Origin of the sequence: Methanococcus aeolicus Nankai-3, from assembly GCF_000017185.1 — an archaeon.
Taxonomy (GTDB): Archaea; AGJL01; Methanococci; order Methanococcales; family Methanococcaceae; genus Methanofervidicoccus; species Methanofervidicoccus aeolicus.
In genome coordinates, this window is sequence record NC_009635.1 from 573102 (window position 1) to 595538 (window position 22437).

19 protein-coding genes are annotated in these 22437 nt (G+C 29.6%); 11 read left to right on the top strand and 8 right to left on the bottom strand.

Features of this window, described 5'->3' with window-relative positions:
- Positions 1 to 86 precede the first annotated feature (86 nt).
- Positions 87 to 1259 (top strand): formate-dependent phosphoribosylglycinamide formyltransferase, encoded by a 1173-nt coding sequence (gene purT / locus MAEO_RS02770; RefSeq protein WP_198002428.1) that lies wholly within the window; start codon positions 87 to 89, stop codon positions 1257 to 1259.
- Positions 1260 to 1317: 58 nt separating this feature from the next.
- On the opposite strand, the gene MAEO_RS02775 is transcribed toward purT, so the two are convergent.
- On the bottom strand, positions 1318 to 2013 hold the full coding sequence (locus MAEO_RS02775; RefSeq protein WP_048062458.1) for a metal-dependent hydrolase: 696 nt from the start codon (positions 2011 to 2013) through the stop codon (positions 1318 to 1320).
- A gap of 270 nt (positions 2014 to 2283) precedes the next feature.
- Between MAEO_RS02775 and MAEO_RS02780 the strand changes: the two genes are divergently transcribed.
- Positions 2284 to 3993 (top strand): bifunctional NADP phosphatase/NAD kinase, encoded by a 1710-nt coding sequence (locus tag MAEO_RS02780; RefSeq protein ID WP_011973277.1) that lies wholly within the window; start codon positions 2284 to 2286, stop codon positions 3991 to 3993.
- Positions 3994 to 4064: 71 nt separating this feature from the next.
- On the opposite strand, the gene pyrE is transcribed toward MAEO_RS02780, so the two are convergent.
- A complete protein-coding gene (pyrE, locus tag MAEO_RS02785) occupies positions 4065 to 4604 on the bottom strand; it encodes an orotate phosphoribosyltransferase (RefSeq protein WP_011973278.1) in 540 nt (179 codons plus the stop codon).
- A gap of 192 nt (positions 4605 to 4796) precedes the next feature.
- On the opposite strand from pyrE, the gene MAEO_RS02790 reads away from it, so the two are divergent.
- Positions 4797 to 6110 carry an S-layer protein gene (locus MAEO_RS02790; protein WP_011973279.1) on the top strand — a complete coding sequence of 438 codons (1314 nt, stop codon included), beginning with the start codon at positions 4797 to 4799 and terminating at the stop codon, positions 6108 to 6110.
- Positions 6111 to 6240: 130 nt separating this feature from the next.
- Here MAEO_RS02790 and rqcH read toward each other — a convergent pair whose 3' ends face one another.
- On the bottom strand, positions 6241 to 8301 hold the full coding sequence (rqcH, locus tag MAEO_RS02795; protein ID WP_011973280.1) for a ribosome rescue protein RqcH: 2061 nt from the start codon (positions 8299 to 8301) through the stop codon (positions 6241 to 6243).
- A 160-nt stretch (positions 8302 to 8461) separates the two neighbouring features.
- Between rqcH and mptN the strand changes: the two genes are divergently transcribed.
- Complete coding sequence (mptN, locus tag MAEO_RS02800; RefSeq protein ID WP_011973281.1) at positions 8462 to 9343, top strand: tetrahydromethanopterin:alpha-L-glutamate ligase; 882 nt, start codon at positions 8462 to 8464, stop codon at positions 9341 to 9343.
- 290 nt (positions 9344 to 9633) lie between these two features.
- Here the strand turns inward: mptN and MAEO_RS02805 are convergent, their stop codons facing one another.
- Together MAEO_RS02805 and carA are read right to left on the bottom strand one after the other, a co-directional pair.
- Positions 9634 to 10077, bottom strand: a complete 444-nt coding sequence (locus MAEO_RS02805) for a V4R domain-containing protein (protein ID WP_011973282.1) — start codon at positions 10075 to 10077, stop codon at positions 9634 to 9636.
- 168 nt (positions 10078 to 10245) lie between these two features.
- The gene (gene carA, locus MAEO_RS02810; protein WP_011973283.1) at positions 10246 to 11307 is read right to left on the bottom strand and encodes a glutamine-hydrolyzing carbamoyl-phosphate synthase small subunit; all 1062 of its coding nucleotides are present in this window, start codon (positions 11305 to 11307) and stop codon (positions 10246 to 10248) included.
- 428 nt (positions 11308 to 11735) lie between these two features.
- Here carA and serA point away from each other — a divergent pair, with 428 nt between their 5' ends.
- On the top strand, positions 11736 to 13307 hold the full coding sequence (gene serA, locus MAEO_RS02815) for a phosphoglycerate dehydrogenase (protein WP_011973284.1): 1572 nt from the start codon (positions 11736 to 11738) through the stop codon (positions 13305 to 13307).
- 247 nt (positions 13308 to 13554) lie between these two features.
- Positions 13555 to 13980 (top strand): EamA family transporter, encoded by a 426-nt coding sequence (locus MAEO_RS02820; protein ID WP_157196819.1) that lies wholly within the window; start codon positions 13555 to 13557, stop codon positions 13978 to 13980.
- Here the strand turns inward: MAEO_RS02820 and ecnA are convergent.
- Positions 13977 to 14555, bottom strand: a complete 579-nt coding sequence (gene ecnA / locus MAEO_RS02825) for a calcium-activated nuclease EcnA (RefSeq protein WP_011973286.1) — start codon at positions 14553 to 14555, stop codon at positions 13977 to 13979. The genes MAEO_RS02820 and ecnA overlap by 4 nt on opposite strands.
- Positions 14556 to 14810: 255 nt before the next feature.
- Here ecnA and pstC point away from each other — a divergent pair, with 255 nt between their 5' ends.
- The 4 genes from pstC (at position 14811) to phoU (ending at position 18568) form a co-directional block, all read left to right on the top strand.
- On the top strand, positions 14811 to 15689 hold the full coding sequence (gene pstC, locus MAEO_RS02830) for a phosphate ABC transporter permease subunit PstC (protein WP_011973287.1): 879 nt from the start codon (positions 14811 to 14813) through the stop codon (positions 15687 to 15689).
- A 340-nt stretch (positions 15690 to 16029) separates the two neighbouring features.
- Positions 16030 to 16899, top strand: coding sequence for a phosphate ABC transporter permease PstA (gene pstA / locus MAEO_RS02835; protein WP_011973288.1), 870 nt, complete (start codon positions 16030 to 16032; stop codon positions 16897 to 16899).
- Between the two features lie 11 nt (positions 16900 to 16910).
- The gene (pstB, locus tag MAEO_RS02840; RefSeq protein WP_011973289.1) at positions 16911 to 17666 is read left to right on the top strand and encodes a phosphate ABC transporter ATP-binding protein PstB; all 756 of its coding nucleotides are present in this window, start codon (positions 16911 to 16913) and stop codon (positions 17664 to 17666) included.
- A gap of 227 nt (positions 17667 to 17893) precedes the next feature.
- Positions 17894 to 18568 (top strand): phosphate signaling complex protein PhoU, encoded by a 675-nt coding sequence (phoU, locus tag MAEO_RS02845; RefSeq protein ID WP_011973290.1) that lies wholly within the window; start codon positions 17894 to 17896, stop codon positions 18566 to 18568.
- A gap of 180 nt (positions 18569 to 18748) precedes the next feature.
- Here the strand turns inward: phoU and tes are convergent, their stop codons facing one another.
- Together tes and MAEO_RS02855 are read right to left on the bottom strand one after the other, a co-directional pair.
- Entirely contained in the window at positions 18749 to 20239 is a 1491-nt protein-coding gene (tes, locus tag MAEO_RS02850; protein ID WP_011973291.1) for a tetraether lipid synthase Tes, read from the bottom strand.
- A 117-nt stretch (positions 20240 to 20356) separates the two neighbouring features.
- The gene (locus tag MAEO_RS02855) at positions 20357 to 20842 is read right to left on the bottom strand and encodes a helix-turn-helix domain-containing protein (protein WP_157196850.1); all 486 of its coding nucleotides are present in this window, start codon (positions 20840 to 20842) and stop codon (positions 20357 to 20359) included.
- Between the two features lie 283 nt (positions 20843 to 21125).
- On the opposite strand from MAEO_RS02855, the gene MAEO_RS02860 reads away from it, so the two are divergent.
- Positions 21126 to 22391, top strand: coding sequence for a peptidase U32 family protein (locus MAEO_RS02860; protein WP_011973293.1), 1266 nt, complete (start codon positions 21126 to 21128; stop codon positions 22389 to 22391).
- Positions 22392 to 22437 lie beyond the last annotated feature (46 nt).

Sequence of the window (22437 nt, forward strand, 5' to 3'; positions counted from 1 at the left end):
TTACAATAGTATAATATCATTATTATATTATTCTATTTTTTAGTATTCTATTTATATTGTTAGTATAATCAGGTGGTGAAAATATGTTGTTAGGAACTCCTCTTTTTTCGAATGGAACAAAAATACTACTATTAGGTAGTGGTGAATTAGGAAAAGAAGTAATAATAGAAGCTCAGCGATTAGGTATAGAATGTGTTGCCGTTGATAGCTATGATAATGCCCCTGCAATGCAAGTTGCACATAGAAGTTATGTAATAGATATGAAAGATGGAGATGCTTTAAAGGCAATTTTGGAAAAGGAAGTTCCAGACTATATTATACCAGAAATAGAAGCCATAAATACAGATATACTCATAGAGATGGAAGAATTTGGACATCAAGTTGTACCTACGGCAAATGCCGCAAAAATAACAATGGATAGGGAAGGAATAAGAAGATTAGCTTCCGAACAATTAAACATACCCACAGCAAAATATGAATTTGCGGAATCGTTGGAAGAATTAAAAAAAGCTGTAAAAAAAATAGGAGCTCCCTGTATCGTAAAGCCAATAATGTCGTCATCTGGAAAGGGACAAAGCACAGTTAAAAGTGAAAAAGACGAGGATATAGAATATGCATGGAATTATGCCCAAGCGGGAGCAAGGGGCATAGGTAAAAAGGTAATAGTTGAAGAATTTATTAACTTTGATTATGAAATAACGCTGCTCACAGCAAGAACTGCTCACGGAACAGTGTATTGCCCACCAATTGGACACATTCAAGATGGGGGTGACTATATTGAAAGTTGGCAACCTCATCCTATGAGTGAGGAAATGATAAAAAAAGCCCAGGAGATGGCAAATAAAATAACCACAGTATTGGGTGGAAACGGCATATTTGGTGTAGAGTTATTTATTAGGGGGGACGAAGTAATATTTAGCGAAGTATCTCCGCGACCACATGATACTGGAATGGTTACAATGATTACCCAAAATATGAGTGAATTTGAAATACATTTAAGAAGTATATTGGGGCTTCCTGTGGATATTCAATTAATTACAGCAGGTGCAAGTAGTGTTATTAAATCAAAAATACATAAATATGCACCACAATATGACATCTCCGATGCTGTGAAAGTTCCAAATACAAAATTAAGAATTTTCGGAAAACCACTCGCAAAAGTAGGTAGAAGAATGGGAGTTGCGTTGGCATCTGCAAATACAGTTGAAGAAGCACGAAAAAATGCTAAAAAATGTGCCAATGGAGTAATTATTAGATAATATTGATATCAGCATGCATACATAAGGAATATAATATAAATAAAATGTAAAATATATTTTATAATATCTTTATTTTTTCATTTATTAAATAAAATACAGTTAATGCCCATAAAATCATTATAATTATTGCCTCTTTTTTTTCAAATTTATAATCCATAATCGGAGCAAATGGGCGAACTCCTGCTGGTGTAAGGCTATCTCCAACTATATGGGATAAATAGCCCAATGCAATAGGGACAATATAAAATTCCATTCCATTATAATTCAAAAGAACTATTTTAGAAACTATTAAATGCACCAACAAAGCCACAAAAACACATATTGGGACAACCCTCCCAAGTAATTTATTATTTGTAATCATTACCAAAGCCAATAAACCTGCAAGAGTTGGAGATAATGCCGACAATTTATATGTTATAAATCCCAAAATAGAGGATACTATACCCATACAATAAATAGTATGGGTAAATCCCCTGTGGTTTGAGTGATTTGGTATTAAATAAACTAACAATACAGCAACAGCACCAACAAAAAAACCAATATCAAAATATTCTGGCTTAAATAAATAGGTTAAAACTGATATTAATGTTAATCCTCCTGCTAAATATAGCCCCCTATCCACTATATCGGATTTTACATCGTGATCTAAATCTGGATATAGGGCTCCTGCCACCAATAAAAAAATTTGTTCAGGAGCTCCCAAAAATGGCAACCCAAAAATTATTCCAAATATTGTATGTCCTTTCCAATTCATAATATCACATTTACCATATTTTTTATTTTTTTTAATAATTTTATCAATTATATATAATGGTTTTATCATATAATATCATATATAGTCAATCTTCGAACAATTTCCTGTAATGCATAGTTAAAGAATATAAAATCTCTATTGCATTACAACAACAGAGAAATTCGTTTACAAAAGCTATGCTTTTGTATAAAATCCTAAAAGGATTTTATACTCAAAATTGGGACAAACAATGGACAGTTATTGAAGATTAACTATAATATTGGTGAAAAAATGGATATGATAACTATTGCTATGAATATTGCTAAAAACATTGAAAAAGGAGTTAAACCCCTAATCGGCTGGGAGAAAGGCACCGAAATAGTCAAAATCGGAGCAGATGGAACTCCAACAAAAAGAATTGACTTAATAGCCGAAGATATTGCCATAAATTCCATCGAAAAACAATGTAGTGCTATTTTAATAAGCGAAGAAATAGGACATAAACAAATAGGAGATAATCCCAAATATGTTATTGTATTGGACCCAATTGATGGAACATATAATGCTTTAAACGATATACCAATATATTCCGTTTCTATTGCCATATGCAAATTAAATGATAGAAATATTGATGAATTAACCATAAATGATTTGGAAGTGGGAGTTGTAAGGAACATATCTACGGGAGAGGTATATTTTGCCAAAAAAGGTAGCGGGGCTTTTGTATTTAAAAATAATATTCAAAAAAGAATATATACTTCAAAAATCACTAATTTAAGCGATGCTTCGGTTGGAGTTTTTGCCTACGGCCTAACAACCAATACCTTAGATTTTATTAAAGATAGAAGAGTAAAAAGAATAAGAATATTTGGTTCCGCAGCTTTGGAGCTATGTTTTGTTGCTCGTGGCTCATTAGATGCCTTTATAAATGTAAATGAAACCACTCGTTTATGCGATATTGCGGGAGGTTTTGTAGTTCTTAAAGAGGCAGGAGGCATAATCTCCGACAGAGACGGAAGAATTATAAATATGCCCCTTAATATTAATGCAAAAAATTCATTTATATGCTCCAATGATAAATTACATAAAAAATTTGTATCAATATTTGGAAATAAATGGAAATTAAAGCCCACAAAATTTGGAATAGTATCAAGAGCCGATAAAAAAGAGGCTATTGAGTTGGTGTATGAAATTATAAATTATCTTGATTCAAAAAATATAGATTATGAATTAGAACAGGATATTTACAATAAAATATATAATACAAATAATAACAATATTGAAAATAAAGACAAATATTTAATGAAAGATGTTTCAGAAATATCACATATGATATCAATAGGAGGAGATGGGACCGTATTAAGGACATCGCGAATTGTAGAAGGTAATGAAATACCAATAATTACAGTAAATAAGGGGACCGTTGGATTTTTGGCGGAATTTGATGTGGAGGGTATATTTGATATTATAGAAGACATAATAAATGGAGATTATGAAATTGAAAAAAGAACCAAATGTTCGGGACATATAAAATATAAAGATAACAATCAAAAAACACTCCCCAGTGCCCTTAATGAATTGGTAATAACTACAAAAAGCCCTGCAAAAATGATACAATTTGAAGTTTATGTAAATGGAAATTTTGTAGAAGAGATAAGGGCAGATGGTCTTATAATATCCACCCCCACAGGTTCTACGGCATATTCTCTTAGTGCAGGGGGACCAATAGTAGAGCCCCAAGTTGATGGCTTTGTGATAGTTCCAATATGTCCATTTAAATTATTTTCAAGACCCATTGTTGTAAATGGGAGCTCCGAGATAAAAATAAAAATTATAAAAAAGGAAACGCTAGTTGCCGTAGATGGGACGATAGAAGGCGAATTAAAAAAAGGAGACGAAATAATTTTAAGAAAATCCGATTCATACACATATTTTGTAAAAGGAAGAAACTTTTACGAAACACTTAGAAAATTAAGTGTAATTGATGGAGGAGCTAGATAATTAATTTTATAGGGCTCTTTATAATATATTTATAATAAAATATATTTATAATAACTATAAATATATAGATATTATTTTAACTCTTCAACATTTACAAGGGCAATTAATTCTACTCCAATTTCTTTTAAATTTTCTTTTGCCCCTTCATTTCTATCCACAATTACAAATACTTTATCCACAATGCCACCATTTTCTCTAACCTCCTGTATTGCTTTTATAACACTTCCACCCGTTGTAGTAACATCCTCCACCATAATTACGGTATCTCCATTATTTAATGTCCCTTCTATTTTAGATTTAGTTCCGTAGTCTTTTGCTTTTTTTCTTATAATTATTAAATCTTTTTCAGTTTCAAGAGATACTGCTGTGGCTATTGAAACAGAGCCCAACTCTACTCCTGCTATTTTTAAATTTGGATTTTTTTTGTCTTCTTCGATGTAAATATTTATTAATTGTGCAACAGTCTTTAAAATCTTTGGATTTGTGGTTGCCTTTTTGATATTTACATAATAATTACTTTTTTTTCCAGATGCTAAGGTAAAATCCCCAAACTGCACACATTCGACTTCTTTTAATAATTTTATTAGTTTATCTTTTAATTTATTTTTCATAATTTCACCCAAAAAATATCTAAAATAATATATAAATATATAAATTATTATATTGTATATAATATCGTATATAATATATTAAATAAATATTCTATACCAATATTTATATTATGCTGTAATATCCTTATTTATATCCCATATATTGGGGGGATTTATTATTATGATTATTATTATATTAAAATAGGTGATTATTTGAAAAAACTAATATTGCTACTTTTGTGCATCTCATTAGCCTCAAACTATGCTATTGATGCCATTAATCCAGTTATAATAGTGAATAAAGACAGTCCAGATGCAAATTATGCCAATATATTAATGAATGAAATATATTCATACAGAACCGTTGAAATTATTGATGGAAATATTGCAAACATAACTGAAAATATATATTACTCAATTCCATCAACGGGTGAGTTTAATATTAATACTGATAATGGCATAATATATGCTCAATTTAATATCGAAAATGACAATAATATAAAATATAAACAAATCAAATATAGCGAAATATTAAACAGCCCAAAAATAAACGAAAATGTAAATTTTTTAGGGAATGAATATACTGTGCTGGATTACAATAACGATGAAATAATACTTTCAAAGGAAATTAAAGACATAACAACAAATGAATCTTTTGAATATAGTGGATATAACATAATATTAAAAGCACTATCCATGGATAATTCAGAATTACTTATAGACATATTAAAAGACAATAATTCAATAGACTCTAATGTAAAAATACATATTAACGAACTATATACTGTTAAAAACTCCAATTTGTCAATATATTATGATAATATTACAAAATATACAAAAGAATACGGATTTTCGTTTAAATTATATGATAGTATTAAATTAGTTGATGGCGAATCGTTTGTATTAGATAATAATTATGGCGTACATATTGATAACAACGAAATAACGCTGGAATACCGTAATCCCGAAGATATTCAAACGAATTTTGAAATAATGAATTATAAATTAAAATCAGTAAATATTAAAAATGGAATAGCGATATTTAATATATTATACAACAATAATTATGAAATAAATAAAGATACCGTAGATGGAACAGAACATATTGGAAATAACTTATATCTTCTTAAAAAGGATGATAAATTAACCATATATAAAAATGGAAAAGAATACCAAAATCTAACAGATTATTTTGGTTCAGAAGTTGCAGTAGATGGAGGGGAGCTCCTAAAAACTAAAAGTGATTTAATATTAATTGGCGGTCCAGTATCAAATAATGCCACTAAAAAAATAGAAAATCTATTAAAAATAAGCATAACAAATGAAAACCCCGGAGCTAACACTGGAATAATTCAAAAAATAGAAAACCCATACAATCCAGAATATAATATTTTCGTTTTAGCAGGTTCTGATAGATTTGGAACAAAAGCAGCAGTTTTAGCAGTATCCGAAGGATTGTATAAAAATGAAGATACTATGATTGTTAAATTAAATAATGATAATACAATTACAAAAATTAATAATTAAAATATTTATAAGATTATTTAATGAAATAAGTCGATGCAACAAAATTATAAAGGAGCTCCCTAAAATATAAAAAGATATAAAAGTAAAAACCGAAGGTTTTTACATTTTTTTATATATTTATTATTTTTATTTATTTTTTTATATCGCTTTCTCCCGGTGGAAGCACTTTTAATATGTCCTCGTCATCAATAGAATATTCTTTAAATTCATTTTTAAGTTCTTTTATCAATTCTCCTTTTTTCTTTTTAGCAGGTTTTATCAGCACATATTTTTTAAAGTTCTTAACGGTTTCAGATGGTGCCGTAGTTATCCTATCCTCTCCATCATATTCAATTATACCAATTCCAAGGTCAAGAATGGCACTTCTTATGAAATTCCTCTTTCCCCTAACCATAAATGCCCCTTTTGAAAGATATTCCCCACTTTCCGCAGTTTTGGATATTTGGTCAGGTTTTACCCAATAAACATCGGCACTACCAAGCCCCAATTTCCAAGCTTTTGAGTGAGATACGGCATATTTTGCTGTTTCGCTTATTAAATGGTTTCTTTCTTCTTCCGATAGCTCTTCAATTGTTTTATTGCCTTTTGATTTATCAACTTTTATAACTGTAAAGGGAGCTCCTGCCATTTGAGTATGGAATACAATATCGTCTTTTTCGGTATATCTTTTTATTAATGATTCATTTGTTGAAGCATCTTTACCCGCAATAACAAGATAATCATTAATAACAGTCCATTTGAATTTTTCATACCATTTTCTTTTCTTTCTTTCCTTTTTAACCATCGTGGTTTCTTCTTTTTCTTTCAGCGTTTCCATTTCTGATTCTTCCTGTATTTTTAATTTTTTAAGTTTCTTTTCAGAAATCTCTATTGCCGTATGAACTCCTTTTATTTTATGCTTAAATTTTTTGGATTTTCCATAATAATTATCAGCATTTTCAAAAGCATTTTTTCGTATATCCAATATTACATTTTTTGTTATGGGAGCTCCGTCCCCATAATCCACAGTTAAATTTAATATTATTTCTCCGTTTTTCTCATTTATGGATACAATTTTGCCCAATATAGGATTATCTTTATTTTGCTTAACTATTTTCTTAATTTCTTTCCATTCCAATTTTTCCCGTGCCGATATTATGGTATTTAATATTTCATCTACCATAGCATAGTTGGCATAAATCAAATCTCCTTTTAATTTATTTTCTATATCCTGTTTCTCATATTTCTTTAAGGATTCAATTTGACTATTTAATATTCTTTCCTGCCTATTTACCATTTTTTGGATTTTGGTTTCCTGTTTTTTGATTTCTGTTTTTAATATAAATATTGAAAAATAATCGTCCATTGCGGTTAAAAAGTTATCATAATATTTTTTATCATAATTTGCATATTTCAATAGTTCAATCGGCGAAATAGAAAAATATTTATCATCTTTTAGCACAATATGTGGCTTTTTCTCATTAAATACTTTATCAAAAAATAATTTTGTCCCATCATATAATTTGTTTATCCCCTCATCTGTTGGATTTTTGATATTTTTATCCATATTTGATAAATTACATATTTCTTCGGCATAAATTCCAGCAAGTCCAAATATCCGGGATATTATTCTTACACATTCGGCATCTCTATTTTCCTCTTTTTTAAATTCCTCATTAAATATGTTTTGAGCTACGGCATATTTTAAATTAAATGGTGTTAAATCCCTTTGTGGTGGAAATTTATATATTTCTTTTGGAACTATTTTTCTAGTGCTCCATCTTTCTATTTTTAATGGCAATATAATTGTATTTTCTTTATCCAATAAAATTACATTTCCGTCCCCAAATAGCTCTATAACTAATATATATTCTATTTCATTCCATTGAAATTTAATTTTAATAATCCTATCAAAATTATGCTGTTCAACGGATACAATTTTTATGTTTTTAAGATGCTTTCTAAGTAGCATGGCAAAAGATGGAGGATTTCGTGGTTTATCTCTGCTGTATTCTGTAAGTGTAATATATTTATGTTTTCCAACTCCGACTACAATTTCTCGCGTCCCAATTTCAGGAATATGGATTTTTAAAATTAATTCTTTTCCCTGTTGAGAATTTACTAAAAATGCTTTATCAAGCTTTCCGTTTATAATCTGTTGGAGCTCCTGCACTGCAACAAATATATCTACATTAGTTAATTCTGTTTTCATAATTTCACCGAAATAAAATAATATAATAAAGCATAATAACATAATATATAACATAATAAAATATGATATATATAGTAAATAAGTAATAATATATTGTATATAACATAGATATATTTAATGATATAAAAATTAAATTAATAGTAGCTATAATCGTGAAAAAATGAAAATAGGAATTATTACAGAAGAAAGGGACTGGATTACCTGTTCGTTGGAACGAGTTTTAATTAAAAGGGATATTACTCCGATATATATAAAACCTTCCAAAATAGTTTCATTTACTGGAATGGACATAAAATTTAAATGTAATAATGAAAATCTATTAAAATTAAATTGTGCTTTTGTTAGGGACCTCGGTGATGGGACTGATTATTATAGATTTGATGCCCTAAAATATTTGGGGGAAGTTATGCCGTTGATAAATCCAGCAGAAGGACTGGAAAATGCAGGAAATAAATATAAAACTTCAATGATTTTGGATAAAAACAACATACCACACCCTAAAACCATCATTACAGAAGATTTAGATAAAGCACTAATGTGGTCAGAAAAATTTAAAGATTGTGTCGTAAAACCAATATTTGGCAATAGAGGGAAAGGCATTATTAGATTGGGAAATAAACCAATAATTAATAAAATAAATCTATTAAAAGAATTTAAGAAAAAATACGGCTTATTTTATATTCAGGAATTTATACGAAATCCAAATAATGTATATAGAGATATAAGGGCATTTGTTATTGGAGATAAGGTTGTTTCTGCAATGTATAGGACCTCAAATAATTGGCTAACCAACATACACCAGCAGGGAACTGGAAAACCTTGCGAAATTACACCAGAAATCGAAGAATTAGCGATTAAAGCAAAAGATTCTATGGGGCTTATATATGGTGGTGTGGATTTGATGGAAAGTAAAGATGGGCTAAAAGTAATAGAAGTTAATGGAGCTCCCTCATGGGAAACTCTTTCGAAAGTTTCAAATGTAAATGTCACTGAAAAATTAATAGATTTCGTGTTGAATAATGTTAAAGATAGATATTATTAACAAACCCGTAAATATATTTCTCTGTTGTTGTATCGTAATAAAAGATATATTATATACACACCTTAACTATACGATACGGGAAATTGTTCGAAGATTGATGAAGAGTGATTATATTACGCCATGCCCTGCCTTAGCAAAGTCCATACCATAGCGCTTCCTCCATAATGACCTTCGCCACCAATTTTTCTGAAATATTTAGTTTATTGATATATAATTTTTGATTTCCTGCATCAAAAAACCACCATATTATATTGGCCCAAAACATCCACATTTAATTTTTTAGTTTTTATTTAATAAATTTTTAGTTCAAATTGGCAAAATTCGTCCCCCAATCCTGCACAGTGAGTTTCTATCGCTTGAACTTTTTTATTAAAAATTTTTTCCAAGCATCCTGCAATCAATCCTCCTTCAAAATGACATAATGTTTCCCCACATTCTGGCAATCCGTTACAACATATACATTCATTAACTCTAATTTGCAATGGATTTTCTCCGACTATCTCTAACATTCCTATTTTGTGATCCTTGCAAAATATAATAACCTCTTCGACAGTTTTTGGATTCAATTCATGCCCCAATTTTTTGCCCGCTTCATAAACTATTTCATAATGTTCTTTCCCTACTGATTTTTTCAAATCCATAAATCTAACTAACCTAAAAACTGTAATATCTATATTCCTACCGAACTCTTTTCTATGTGATGTTGAAAGCTGGTTTATATCATATTTTGGCATGTTATCACACTATACTGGTTTTAATGATGTATCGCGCCATTATATAGTTATCGCAAATATATAATGGTATCGTTTTTTTAATAGTGTAAAAAATAATAATATAAATTATAAAAAAAAACGGTTTTTAAAAACCCAATATTCATAAAAAAATATTATTAAAAAATATTATTATTTATTATTTTGTCCCAATTTAATAAATTCGTCAAACAAAAACATGGCATCATGAGGTCCAGGAGCTGCCTCCGGGTGATATTGAACACATAGTAAATTATCTCCTTTAAGTCCTTCCACAGTATTATCATTTAGATTTATCGAATTAATACTAATTCCTTCTTTTGATATGTTTTCTGATGCATATCCATGATTCTGAGATGTTATATATACTAATCCATTTTCTTCCACTGGCTGGTTTCCTCCCCTATGTCCAAACTTCATTTTATAAGTTTTTCCACCCAATGCTAAGGATATAATTTGATGTCCTAAACAAATTCCTGTAATTGGTATTTTTCCAAGGAGCTCCTTTACAATATTTACAGTATCTTCCATATTATCTGGGTCGCCGGGACCATTTGATACCAGTACAAAATTAGCACCATAATTTAATATTTCCTTAGCAGGGGTATTATATGGCACCTGTATCACAGTGCAATTTCTTTCCAACAGGCAGTCGATTATACTTGTTTTAACTCCGCAATCAATTAAAACACATTTTGATATTTCTTTATCGTCTTCTACCTTATGGATTATTGTTTCTTTTGTAGATACATTAGGCACCAAATCAATTTCCGATAAATCTTTATGATTTTTAGCCATTTCCACATATTTATTTATGTCATTTTCGTTTATTGGTTCTGTTGAAGTTTTTAAAAGTGCCTTTACAACTCCTTTTGACCTAATTCTTTTTGTAATAAATCTTGTGTCAATATCACTTATTCCGGGAATATTGTATTCTTTTAAGAAATTATCTAATTTTTCACTGGTCATATCTTTTACAACAAATCCTTCGGCTTTTATTCCATCAGATTCGAACCATTCTTCATCTACTCCATAGTTTCCTTCCAATGGATAAGTCATTGTTATTATTTGACCACTATATGATGGGTCTGTTAGAATTTCCACATATCCGGTCATACAGGTATTAAATACTAATTCTCCTAAAACTTCGCCTTCTGCACCGAATCCTTTTCCTTTTAAAAATGTCCCGTCTTCTAAAACTAATATTCCATACATATAATCCACCAAAAAATTGTATAATAAATATAAAATTTATAAAATTATAAATTAGTATAAAAAACCATATAGTCAATCTTCGAACAATTTTCCGTACCGCATAGTTGAAGAATAATATATAATATATAAAATCTCTTTGAGATTTTACTTAATAATTTGAGACGGATAAGGAACAGTTATTGAAGATTAACTATAATTATAAATATATTAAATATATAATATGTCCAAATGTTATTTTATTACATTATATAATACTATTTATCATACTATTGTTTTTATATTTTGTTATATATATCTACACAATAAATAATACAAAAATATATAGAATATGGTAAATCGACAAATACCATATATATTATTATATATTTTATTATATTATGTTAATTAATATGTCTAATCTAAAACAATTAAATTTATTAGGTGATTTTATGCCAAAAATACTTATAACCGATTCAATTCATGATGATGCCGTGGAATTATTAAAACAGGCAGGAACTGTGGAAGTGGCGACAGACCTCACTGTTGAAGAATTAAAAGAAAAAATAAAGGATGCTGATGCACTTGTAATAAGAAGTGGAACAAAAGCAACAAAAGAAATAATTGATGCTGCGGATAATTTAAAAGTAATTGCTAGGGCTGGTGTTGGCGTTGATAATGTTGATTTAACAGCAGCAACAGAAAAAGGAATTATTGTTGTTAATTCACCAGATGCTTCTTCAATTTCAGTTGCAGAATTGGCCTTGGGTTTAATGCTTTCTTCGGCAAGAAATATACCTCAGGCTACGGCATCATTAAAAAGAGGAGAATGGGACAGAAAATCATTCAAAGGTATGGAGCTCTACGGAAAAACTCTCGGTATTATTGGATTAGGTAGAATTGGACAGCAAATAGCAAAAAGAGCGGAAGCTTTTGGAATGACTGTTGTAGCTTATGACCCATATATACCTGTGGAAGTTGCTAAAAATATGGGCATCGAACTTATGGAAGTAAATGATTTATGTAAAGTTAGTGATTTTATAACTCTTCATGTTCCATTAACTCCAAAAACAAAACATATGATCGGAAAAGAACAAATTTCATTAATGAAACCAAATACAATTATTGTAAATTGTGCAAGAGGCGGACTTATTGATGAAGAAGCCCTATATGATGCCATAAACAATAAAAAAATAGGAGGAGCCGGACTAGATGTATTTGAGGAAGAACCACCAAAAGATAATCCATTATTAACACTTGATAAATTTATAGGGACTCCTCACCAAGGAGCTTCAACGGTAGAAGCTCAAAAAAGTGCTGGAACTGTGGTAGCTGAACAGGTTGTAAAAATATTGGCTGGAAAACCTGCGGATAATATAGTAAATCTCCCAAGAATGCCAACAGATAAAATGAACAAATTAAATCCATATATGGCACTTGCTGAAAAAATGGGGAATATGATTATACAGCTTCTCGATAAATCCGTTGAAAAAGTAGAATTAACATATAGTGGCGAATTAGCATCAGAGGATACAGAAATGGTAAAAAGGTCATTCTTAATGGGCTTATTATCTCCAATATTACTTGCAGGTGTTAATTTGGTAAATGCTCCAACCATAGCCAAAAATAGAAATATAAAAATCGTAGAGGGAACACTTTCAGAGTGCGAATATGGAAGTAGCATAAAAATAAAAGCAGAAGGAAAAGAAGAATGTATATCATTGGTGGGCTCACTTGTTGAAGGAGCTCCTGTGCTCAAAGAAATAAACAACTATAAAATAGATATAAAACCAGAAGGTATTGTTTGTGTAATTAAACATATGGATAAACCAGGAATAATAGGAAAAGCGAGCACACTATTGGGAGATTATGGAGTAAATATTGCAGGAATGCAAGTTGGAAGACAAGAACCAGGAGGAGAAAGTGTTATGGTTCTTAATTTAGACCATGTTATCACAGAGGAAGTGATAAGTAAATTAAAAAATATTGATAATATAATAGATGCTAAAATAATTAAGTTATAATTAACAATTATTTTTAATTTTTTTATGAATATATGGGGGAGCTCCGAAATTAATTATTTAATTATATTATTTTATTTATAGTCTATCTTCGGTCTTTTTCAATAAATCGCCCCCTATTAAAGCTAAAATCTCTATATTACAAATAAATGAAGAAATTCATAATAAGTATGACGGATAAGGGACAGTTATTGAACTTACTATATTTTCTACAAAATCTAAGATTTTTGAATTCCAGAGAAATGGTGGTATTATTAATGAAATAATTGCAGGACTTCTTATTGCTCTTATGTATGGCGTAGGCACATTTTTAGCAAAAATAGTTTCTGAAAAGGACCCACTATTGCAATGGATAATTGTAAATATTTTAGGCATTATATTTTGTATATTTATTATTATAAAATACCCTCAAAAATTACAACTTCTCCAAGGAGATATTTTATTATATGGAATTGCATCTGCAATACTGATACTACTTGGGAGCTTATTATTATATTATTCGCTACATAGTGGAAGAGCAAGTATAGTCGTAACCTTGTCTGCGATAGGTCCAGCTATTACCATGATATTAGCCATAGTTTTTTTAAAGGAACAGGTATCTAATTTGCAGATATTTGGGATAATATTGATAATTATAGGTATTATTTTTATTTCAATGAATTCATACAAAATTTAATTATTACTCCAATTCCACAATCCAATTTTACTATCTTTTGCTTTTTGCTCATGCTCTAAAAATTTACTTTTTAATTCAAAATTGCTAATATATACCCTAGCATAACCATTTTTTACAAGTTCTTCATTGAAATTAACATTGTCTACATAGATATATGCCAAATATCTTCCATATCTATCTTTTTTTTGTGATTTTCCATCAAATACTACTATTACTGTTTTATTATCCAACATATTTTTTGCATATTTTGTTGCCTTTTTACCCCATATTTTTAAATAAGTAATATTTGTTATTGGTCTGCCATCGCCCATAATATATTCACTAGGTTTATTTTTTATATATGTTTCAGGAGTATCCACACCCAATAGTCTTATTCTATATTTAGTTCCATTTTTTAACATTACATCGACAGTATCTCCATCAACGACTTTTACTATTTTTCCTTCAAACTGTTCATTGGGAGTATTATAATAATTATAATTATATTCTTTATCCGATAAACATCCTGAAATCATAGTTAGCAATAATGCCGATATTAATATAATAGCATATTTTTTAATAATATCACCGTTCATATTTTATGAATATATATTCAAAATAGAAGCATATTTATATTAGTAATATCTTATCTTATTGTCAAATGTGAGAATTATATATTACAATATTAAACAGCATACCTAATTACATGCAATTAATATATATGCAATAAAAGGCAAAAATTGTGTCCCTAAACACACACCATATATTATATTTTATATTATATAGGTCATATATTTACTATTCGTCCGTCATACCTTAAAAAAATAATCTATTAAATTCTGGTGAAATAGATGAAAAATATGTCTTTAATATATGAATATATTGCAGAAAAATTTATAATGCTTTTCGCAATGTTTTCAAGTTTTGTCATATTGGCAATTATTGTATTTTTAATAACCAATGGATTACCAACATTTTCCACAGTTAGTCCGATTGATTTTATATTTGGGACAAAATGGGACCCATATAATGGATTATATGGAATTTTTCCAATGATAATGGGAACCGTCCTTGTAACACTTTTAGCATTGGTTTTTGCCGTACCCCTGGGAGTGGGTTGTGCCATATTTTTATCAGAATTAGCACCAAACTGGGCTCAAAAAATATTGCGACCGTCAATTGAAATTCTTGTGGCAATACCCTCAGTAGTATATGGATTCGTAGGTATGGTTTTACTTGTTCCATTTATAAGGGAAACCTTTAATGTAAATCCGGGGTTTAGCTGGCTTGCGGCATCTATTATATTGGCAATTATGATAATTCCAACCATTACAGCAATATCCGAAGATGCTTTGAGTTCAGTGCCAAGAGCATTAAAAGAAGGAAGCCTTGCCCTTGGAAGCACAAGATGGCAAACAATAAAAAAAGTACTAATTCCTGCATCTATTAGTGGTATTATGTCAGGAATTATATTGGGAATGGGTAGGGCAATAGGTGAAACCATGGCAGTTTTAATGGTTGCAGGTAATTGGGCATTGGTCCCACACTCAGTATTTGACCCAGTTAGGCCACTAACGGCACATATCGTATTAAATATTAAAGAGGCTGTCGCAGGAAGTGCCATTTATTATTCGATGTTTGCAACGGGTATGGTATTATTTATTATAATTATGATATTAAATTTATTGTCCCAATATCTTGATAAAAAATATAGAATCAAATGGGAGTGAACTACTCCAACCTTACGGACGGAGCTTCCTGCTTCCGACCCGTAGTCTCCACAGGCGTCACTTCGGACTGTCCCAGCCCTAGGCTACCTTTTCTTTTCGGTAGCAATAAATATTGTGAGAATAGTTATATAAATAATCTTCGGCTTTCATCCCCCCCCTTACGGAAGGGGACTTCTCGCCGAAACAAGTTAAATATTTTATTATTAAAATTAAAATTTTATTAACTGTATTCATTTAAAAAATAAAATGATACAAAATAATAATGCAATATAATACAAAATAATAATACAAAAATAATGATATATCAAATATATGAATTATATTACTATAAGGTGAAACCTTGAATCATTCTCAAAAATCAAAAATTGAGGAAAAAATTGTATTTTCATTGCTATATCTTTTTGGACTTTCAGTGATAGGTATCTTATTCATTATTGTAGGATATTTATTTTACATGGGGGCAGGAGCATTGAATATGCAGTTCTTCTTTGGAGATGCTAACCCAATAGGTGTAATACTGGGACAAGAACGGACTTTCGATGGAATATGGAATGCAATTAAGGGAACTTTGGCTCTTGTTGCCGTATCTATTTCATTTTCAATACCTTTTGGAGTGCTTGGTGCCATATATTTACATGAATATGCATCAGATAATTATCTTACTCGATTAATTAGATTTTCTTCGGATACTCTTGCAGGATTTCCTTCGATTGTATTCGGGCTTTTTGGATATGCAATTGCCATTAAATCAGGAATTGGTCCAAGTCTATTAATTGGGGGTTTAACTTTATCATTTATGACATTACCAATTATTATTAGAACCACAGAAGAAGGATTAAAATCAGTTCCCCCTGGATTAAGAGAGGGTAGTTTAGCATTGGGAGCCACAAAACTACAAACAATAAAAAAAGTTGTAATTCCAACTGCATTACCTCAAATAATTACTGGTATTATATTGGGTATGGGTAGAAGTGCAGAGGAAACTGCTGCAATTATGTTCACCGCTGCAACAGCCTTTGGATTTAGTATTGATTTATTCAGTAGGGTATCAGCATTACCATTTAGTCTATATGTTCTTGCTACGGAATACTCCAACGCCGAGGAGCTCCAACAGGCTTATGGTATTGCCTTGGTGTTGGTTGTAATGATGTTCATATTATTTGGATTTGCAAATATCATTAAAAATAAATTTAAAATCGATAGGATGTAATGGGTGATACAATGGACACAAAAATAAAAGTAAATAACCTAAATTTATGGTATGGAGAAAAACAGGCATTAAAAAATAATTCTATAACAATATATGATAAAAAAATAACGGCATTAATTGGACCTAGTGGTTGTGGTAAATCTACATTTTTAAGATGCCTAAATAGAATGAATGATTTAATTCCTATTGTGAAAATAGAGGGGGAAGTATTATTAAATGGAAAAAATATATATGCCAAAGATGTTGATGTTGTGGAGCTCCGAAAAACCGTAGGTATGGTTTTCCAAAAACCAAATCCATTTCCAATGAGTATTTATGATAATGTTGCATATGGTCCAAGAATACACGGAATTAAGAAAAAAAGCGAATTGGATAAAATTGTAGAAGAATCCTTAAAAAAAGCGGCACTATGGGATGAGGTAAAAGACGATTTAAAAAAATCTGCATTAGGTTTATCGGGAGGACAGCAGCAAAGATTGTGTATTGCGAGAACAATTGCAGTTAAACCAGATGTAATATTAATGGACGAACCAACATCAGCCCTTGACCCAATATCCACATTAAAAATTGAGGATTTAATGGCAGAATTGAAAAAAGAATATACTATTGTAATTGTTACCCACAATATGCAACAGGCAAGTAGGATTTCGGATTATACGGCATTTTTCTTAATGGGAGATATAATAGAATTCGATAAAACTGAAAAAATATTCCTTGAACCATCTGAAAAAGAAACAGAGGACTACATTAGTGGGAGATTTGGATAATTCTATATATTACATCCTATTTTATTTATAGTCAATCTTCGAACAATTTTCCGTATCACATATGTTAAAGATATATAAAATCTCTTATTATGAACAATAACAGAAAATATTTTAATAATTTGGGACGGATAAGGGACAGTTCTTGAAGATTAACTATATATTAGATAATTAAAAAAAATAGTAAAATAAAATAATAATAAATAATAAAAATAATATTGGTGGAATTTATGGTTAGAAATGCTTATGATACCCAAATAGAAGAAATAGAGCAGGATGTAATTAAAATGGGGGAATTATGTATTGAATCGTTGGAAAAATCAGTACAGGCATTTTTAAAATCGGATAAAGAGCTTGCTAAAAAAATTAGAGAAGGAGATAATGTCATAGATTTAATGGAAATGGAGATAGAGGAAAAATGTGTTTCAATCATGGCACTTCAACAGCCCGTAGCATCAGATTTAAGAAGACTATTGACAGTATTAAAAATAATATCAAAACTTGAAAAAATAGGAGATAATGCCTCAAAAATATCTAAAATTACATTGAGATCCAACACTAAAATGAATAAAGATAGTGAAATATTAAATGTTATGGTGCTATATCTTAAAGATATGTTAAAGGATATATTAAAGGCATATCAAGAAAAGAACGAAGAATTAGCAAGAGAAGTATATAAAAGAGATAAAAAAATAGATAAATTATTTGAAGAATTATATGGGGAAATGATAAGGCATATTATAGAAAATCCATCTCATACATCAAAGGTAACAGAAATAATATTTGTTGGAAAATATTTGGAAAGAAACGGAAATCTAATAGCCTCAATTGGAGATAGAATAGTTTATATGATTACGGGGGAAAGAATAAAAGAAGAAGAATTCGATTATAAGCATTTTGAATAAAAATAATTAATAATTAGTGTGGGTCATTTTATATATTCTTTAAATATCAATACACAATTCTATGATAAATATATTTATCCATATATAAATGAAACTTTAAAATTTATAGGGTATGAATATTTGACCCATCCTATAAAAATAATTAATAATTAATAATTTTTTAGAAAAAGTAATATATCATTATTTTTTTCTTTTTTTCCATTCCTCAATAGGTATTGAATATTTATCTTCAATCTGTTTTCTATATAATGTATTGTAAGTGCAGAATGGTATTATCTTGTTATCCGGCAATGCGTAATGTATAATACACCTTTGAACCCTTTTAGCATCAAAATTGTATGGGTCCATAAAATGCATGCATCCAATTAAAATCGTATTAAAATGGAATTTCGAAAGGGCATTATAATCCCCCTTTAATATTTTTATTAAGGTTTCCATAAATTTTACATTTGATGGCGTTTTTGAAGAATCCACTAAATTAGGCAGTTCTTTTGTGATTTTTAAAAGTATTTTTCCTTTTTCTATATTGGATAATTCATTAGTTTTATCCTGGTGGTCATCATAAACCTCTTTAAGAAGTTCTATAAAACCTTCAACATTAAAGAATCTTGTTATAGGTATGAGCTCATCATTTTCTACAAATACATAGGTTGCAGCTCCACAGTGTTGGTGAGCTCCTAATTTTACTACTTGACTATTTTCCCAGAGCTCGACAAACAGTGAAATTGGCACCACAAATGGCACAGGATAAAAATCATCTCTTAGAATTTCTCCGTTTGTCTGTTCCCCCACAAGTTTAATAAAATCTGGAATGGTTATTCTTTGTTCCAATCTTTTATTTTCATCAGTTCTTCCAGTGAAAGAAACTGGCTGAACATTTACATTTCTGACAACATCTCTGTTTTTAGCTGCGAATCTTATTATATCTCCTATCTGGTCATCATTAACCCCTTTTACAAGTGTTGGAACCAAAACAACACTATTAAAATTGGCTTTTCTACAATTTTCTATAACCTTTAATTTCAAAGGTAGTAGATTTTTATTCCTTGCAATTAAATAGGGTTTTTCTGTTAAGCCATCAAATTGTAAATAAATTGTGGATAATCCAGCTTCTTTTAATTTTTTAATATACATAATATTTTTTAATTTTATGCCGTTGGTAGCAACTTGAACATGGTTGAATCCGAACTCCCTAGCCATTTTTATTAATTTCGGTAAATCTTCCCTAATTGTTGGTTCTCCACCGGCGAATTGTATTGCAGGACAGGGGAGCTCCTCGCTTCTCAAATTAATTATCATCTTTTTTATTTCTTCAATGGATGGTTCGTATATTTTTTTAGTTCTATTTGCATTTGCAAAACATATAGGGCAGTTTAAATTACACCTATTTGTTACATCTAAATTTGCAAGTATGGTTGTAGATTTGTGATTTGGACATAATCCGCAGTCAAAAGGACATCCATCTTTAACCTCAGTATTTGAATTTTTTATTCCATTTCCAATATATTCATACTTATTATATTTTTCATATATTTCGCCATCATTCCAATAAATATCTCTAAATTTTCCATGTTTTGGACATTCCTTTTCTATTATTATCCTCTTATCCTCTTCAAATATCTCTGCATTTATTTTCTTTAAACATGTAGGGCATAAAGATATGGTTTTCAAAATAATCACCCCCACCACATGGAATTAAAATACTAAATAATTATTACATACTAATGATTATAATAATTTTTAAGATACATGAATTATGTACATGTCATTGTGATATTTTAGTAATATTTAATCATTTCGCTCATCAATATCGTCATTGACAACTATTTTAACAGGTAAGAACGGTATCTTAATTTCTTTCTTTTTAATTTTTTTATCGAGCATTATCACTTCGTTTAATTTATTTTGGAGTCCTTTTGATAATTTTTTTACGAGCTCAGATGGAGACACCGCTGAATAAATATATGGTTTTTTACCCAACCCTTCTTTATCCAACTTTTCTCTGACTACAATTCCACTTTTATACATTTCCAAAATTGCCTCCCTAATGGTGGAAGGATATATTCCTGTTCCATGAGCTATTTCATCTACTGTGCTATTTCCATATTTTCTGAGATAAATATATATCTTAGCCTTTACTTCACTCGATAAAAGGCTTGCTAAATTATCTATTAATGATTTGTCTATGTTTTCAATGGTTTTTTTGATTACAATTGATTTATTTTTTTCCTCGTTTTTGACCTTTTCTAAAATTTCTTTTATCTCATATTCCATCTTTTTTTTATTTTTTCCGTCATCCAATTCGTTTCCCTTATTTTCTGGATTTTTCGTATTCGTATTTATGTTGTATTCATTCATTGATTTATTTTTATTGCACATACCACCACCTCATATAGATAATATACATATACATATACATATACATATACATATACATATACATATATATATACATATACATATACATAATGTCCTTATCCATGGGTCATAATATAATTTTTATAATATAAATGCATGATGGTATAATGTTAATCTAAATATTTAATCCGGTGAAAATATGGTTGAATTGCTGGCACCTGCACGAGATTTAACATGCTTAAAAACTGCCATTAATTATGGTGCAGATGCAGTTTATTGTGGTTTAAAAGAGTTAAACATGAGATTTACAGTTAAAAATTTTAATAGAGATGAATTAAAGGAAGGAATAAAATTTGCACACGAAAATAATAAAAAAGTCTATTTATGCACAAATACCGTTGTTTATGAAAATGATTTGAAGAAATTAAATGATATTTTTGATTTTGCCAATAGTTCAGAAGTTGATGCAGTAATAGTTAGCGATTTGGGAGCAATGGAACTGGCAAAAGAGTATGGTCTTAGAATCCATGCAAGCGTTCAAACAAATATTACTAACTCATTAACTGCTAAATTTTATTCAAAATTTGCAAAAAGGATAATTTTATCAAGGGAATTAACATTGAACCAGATAAAAGATATTAGAAACAATTTAAAAAATAATAATGAGAATGATAATGGCAAATATAACAATAATTATTATAATTTAGAGCTCGAAGGATTTATTCACGGAGCTCTCTGTGTTGCACTAAGTGGAAGATGTTTTTTAAGCTCCTACCTATTTAACAGAAATGCAAATTGTGGGGACTGCCTTCAACCATGTAGGAGAAAATGGAAGCTAATAAATGAACATAATGATGGCACACACGAACTTATTTGTGAAGGTAAATATTTACTATCTCCAAAAGATATTTGCACAATTGAGCATGTCCCGGAGCTAATGGAGGCATTGGATAGCTTTAAAATAGAGGGCCGGGCTAAAAATGCCGACTATGTAATGAGAACCACAAAAACATACAGAGATGCAATTAATTCAGTAATTGATGGAACCTATGATGAAAAAATCCCATACTTCAAAAGGGAGCTCCAAAAAATATATAATAGAGAATATGACACAGGATTCTATTTCAGGGATTTAACTACAAATCATGACTTCCAACATGAAAAAGAGGGGAATTTATCACCATACACAAAAATAGAAATCGGAACAGTGGTAAATTTCTATAAAAAACCAATGGTAGCGGAAATAAAGTTAATTGGAGATTTAAAAATTGGAGATAATGTATTAATAATTGGAAACAAAACAGGCTGTGTGGAAGAAACAATATCCTCAATACAAATAAATAGTAATCCAAAAGATATAGGGCAAAAGGGGCAAAATATTGGCGTAAAATTAAATAATATTGTGAGAGAACGAGACAAAGTATTTATCCTAAAAGAAAAAGAAATAGTAAATAAAGAAAATTAAAAAGATGATATTTTATGGAGCTCCAATATTTTACTATTCACTTTCA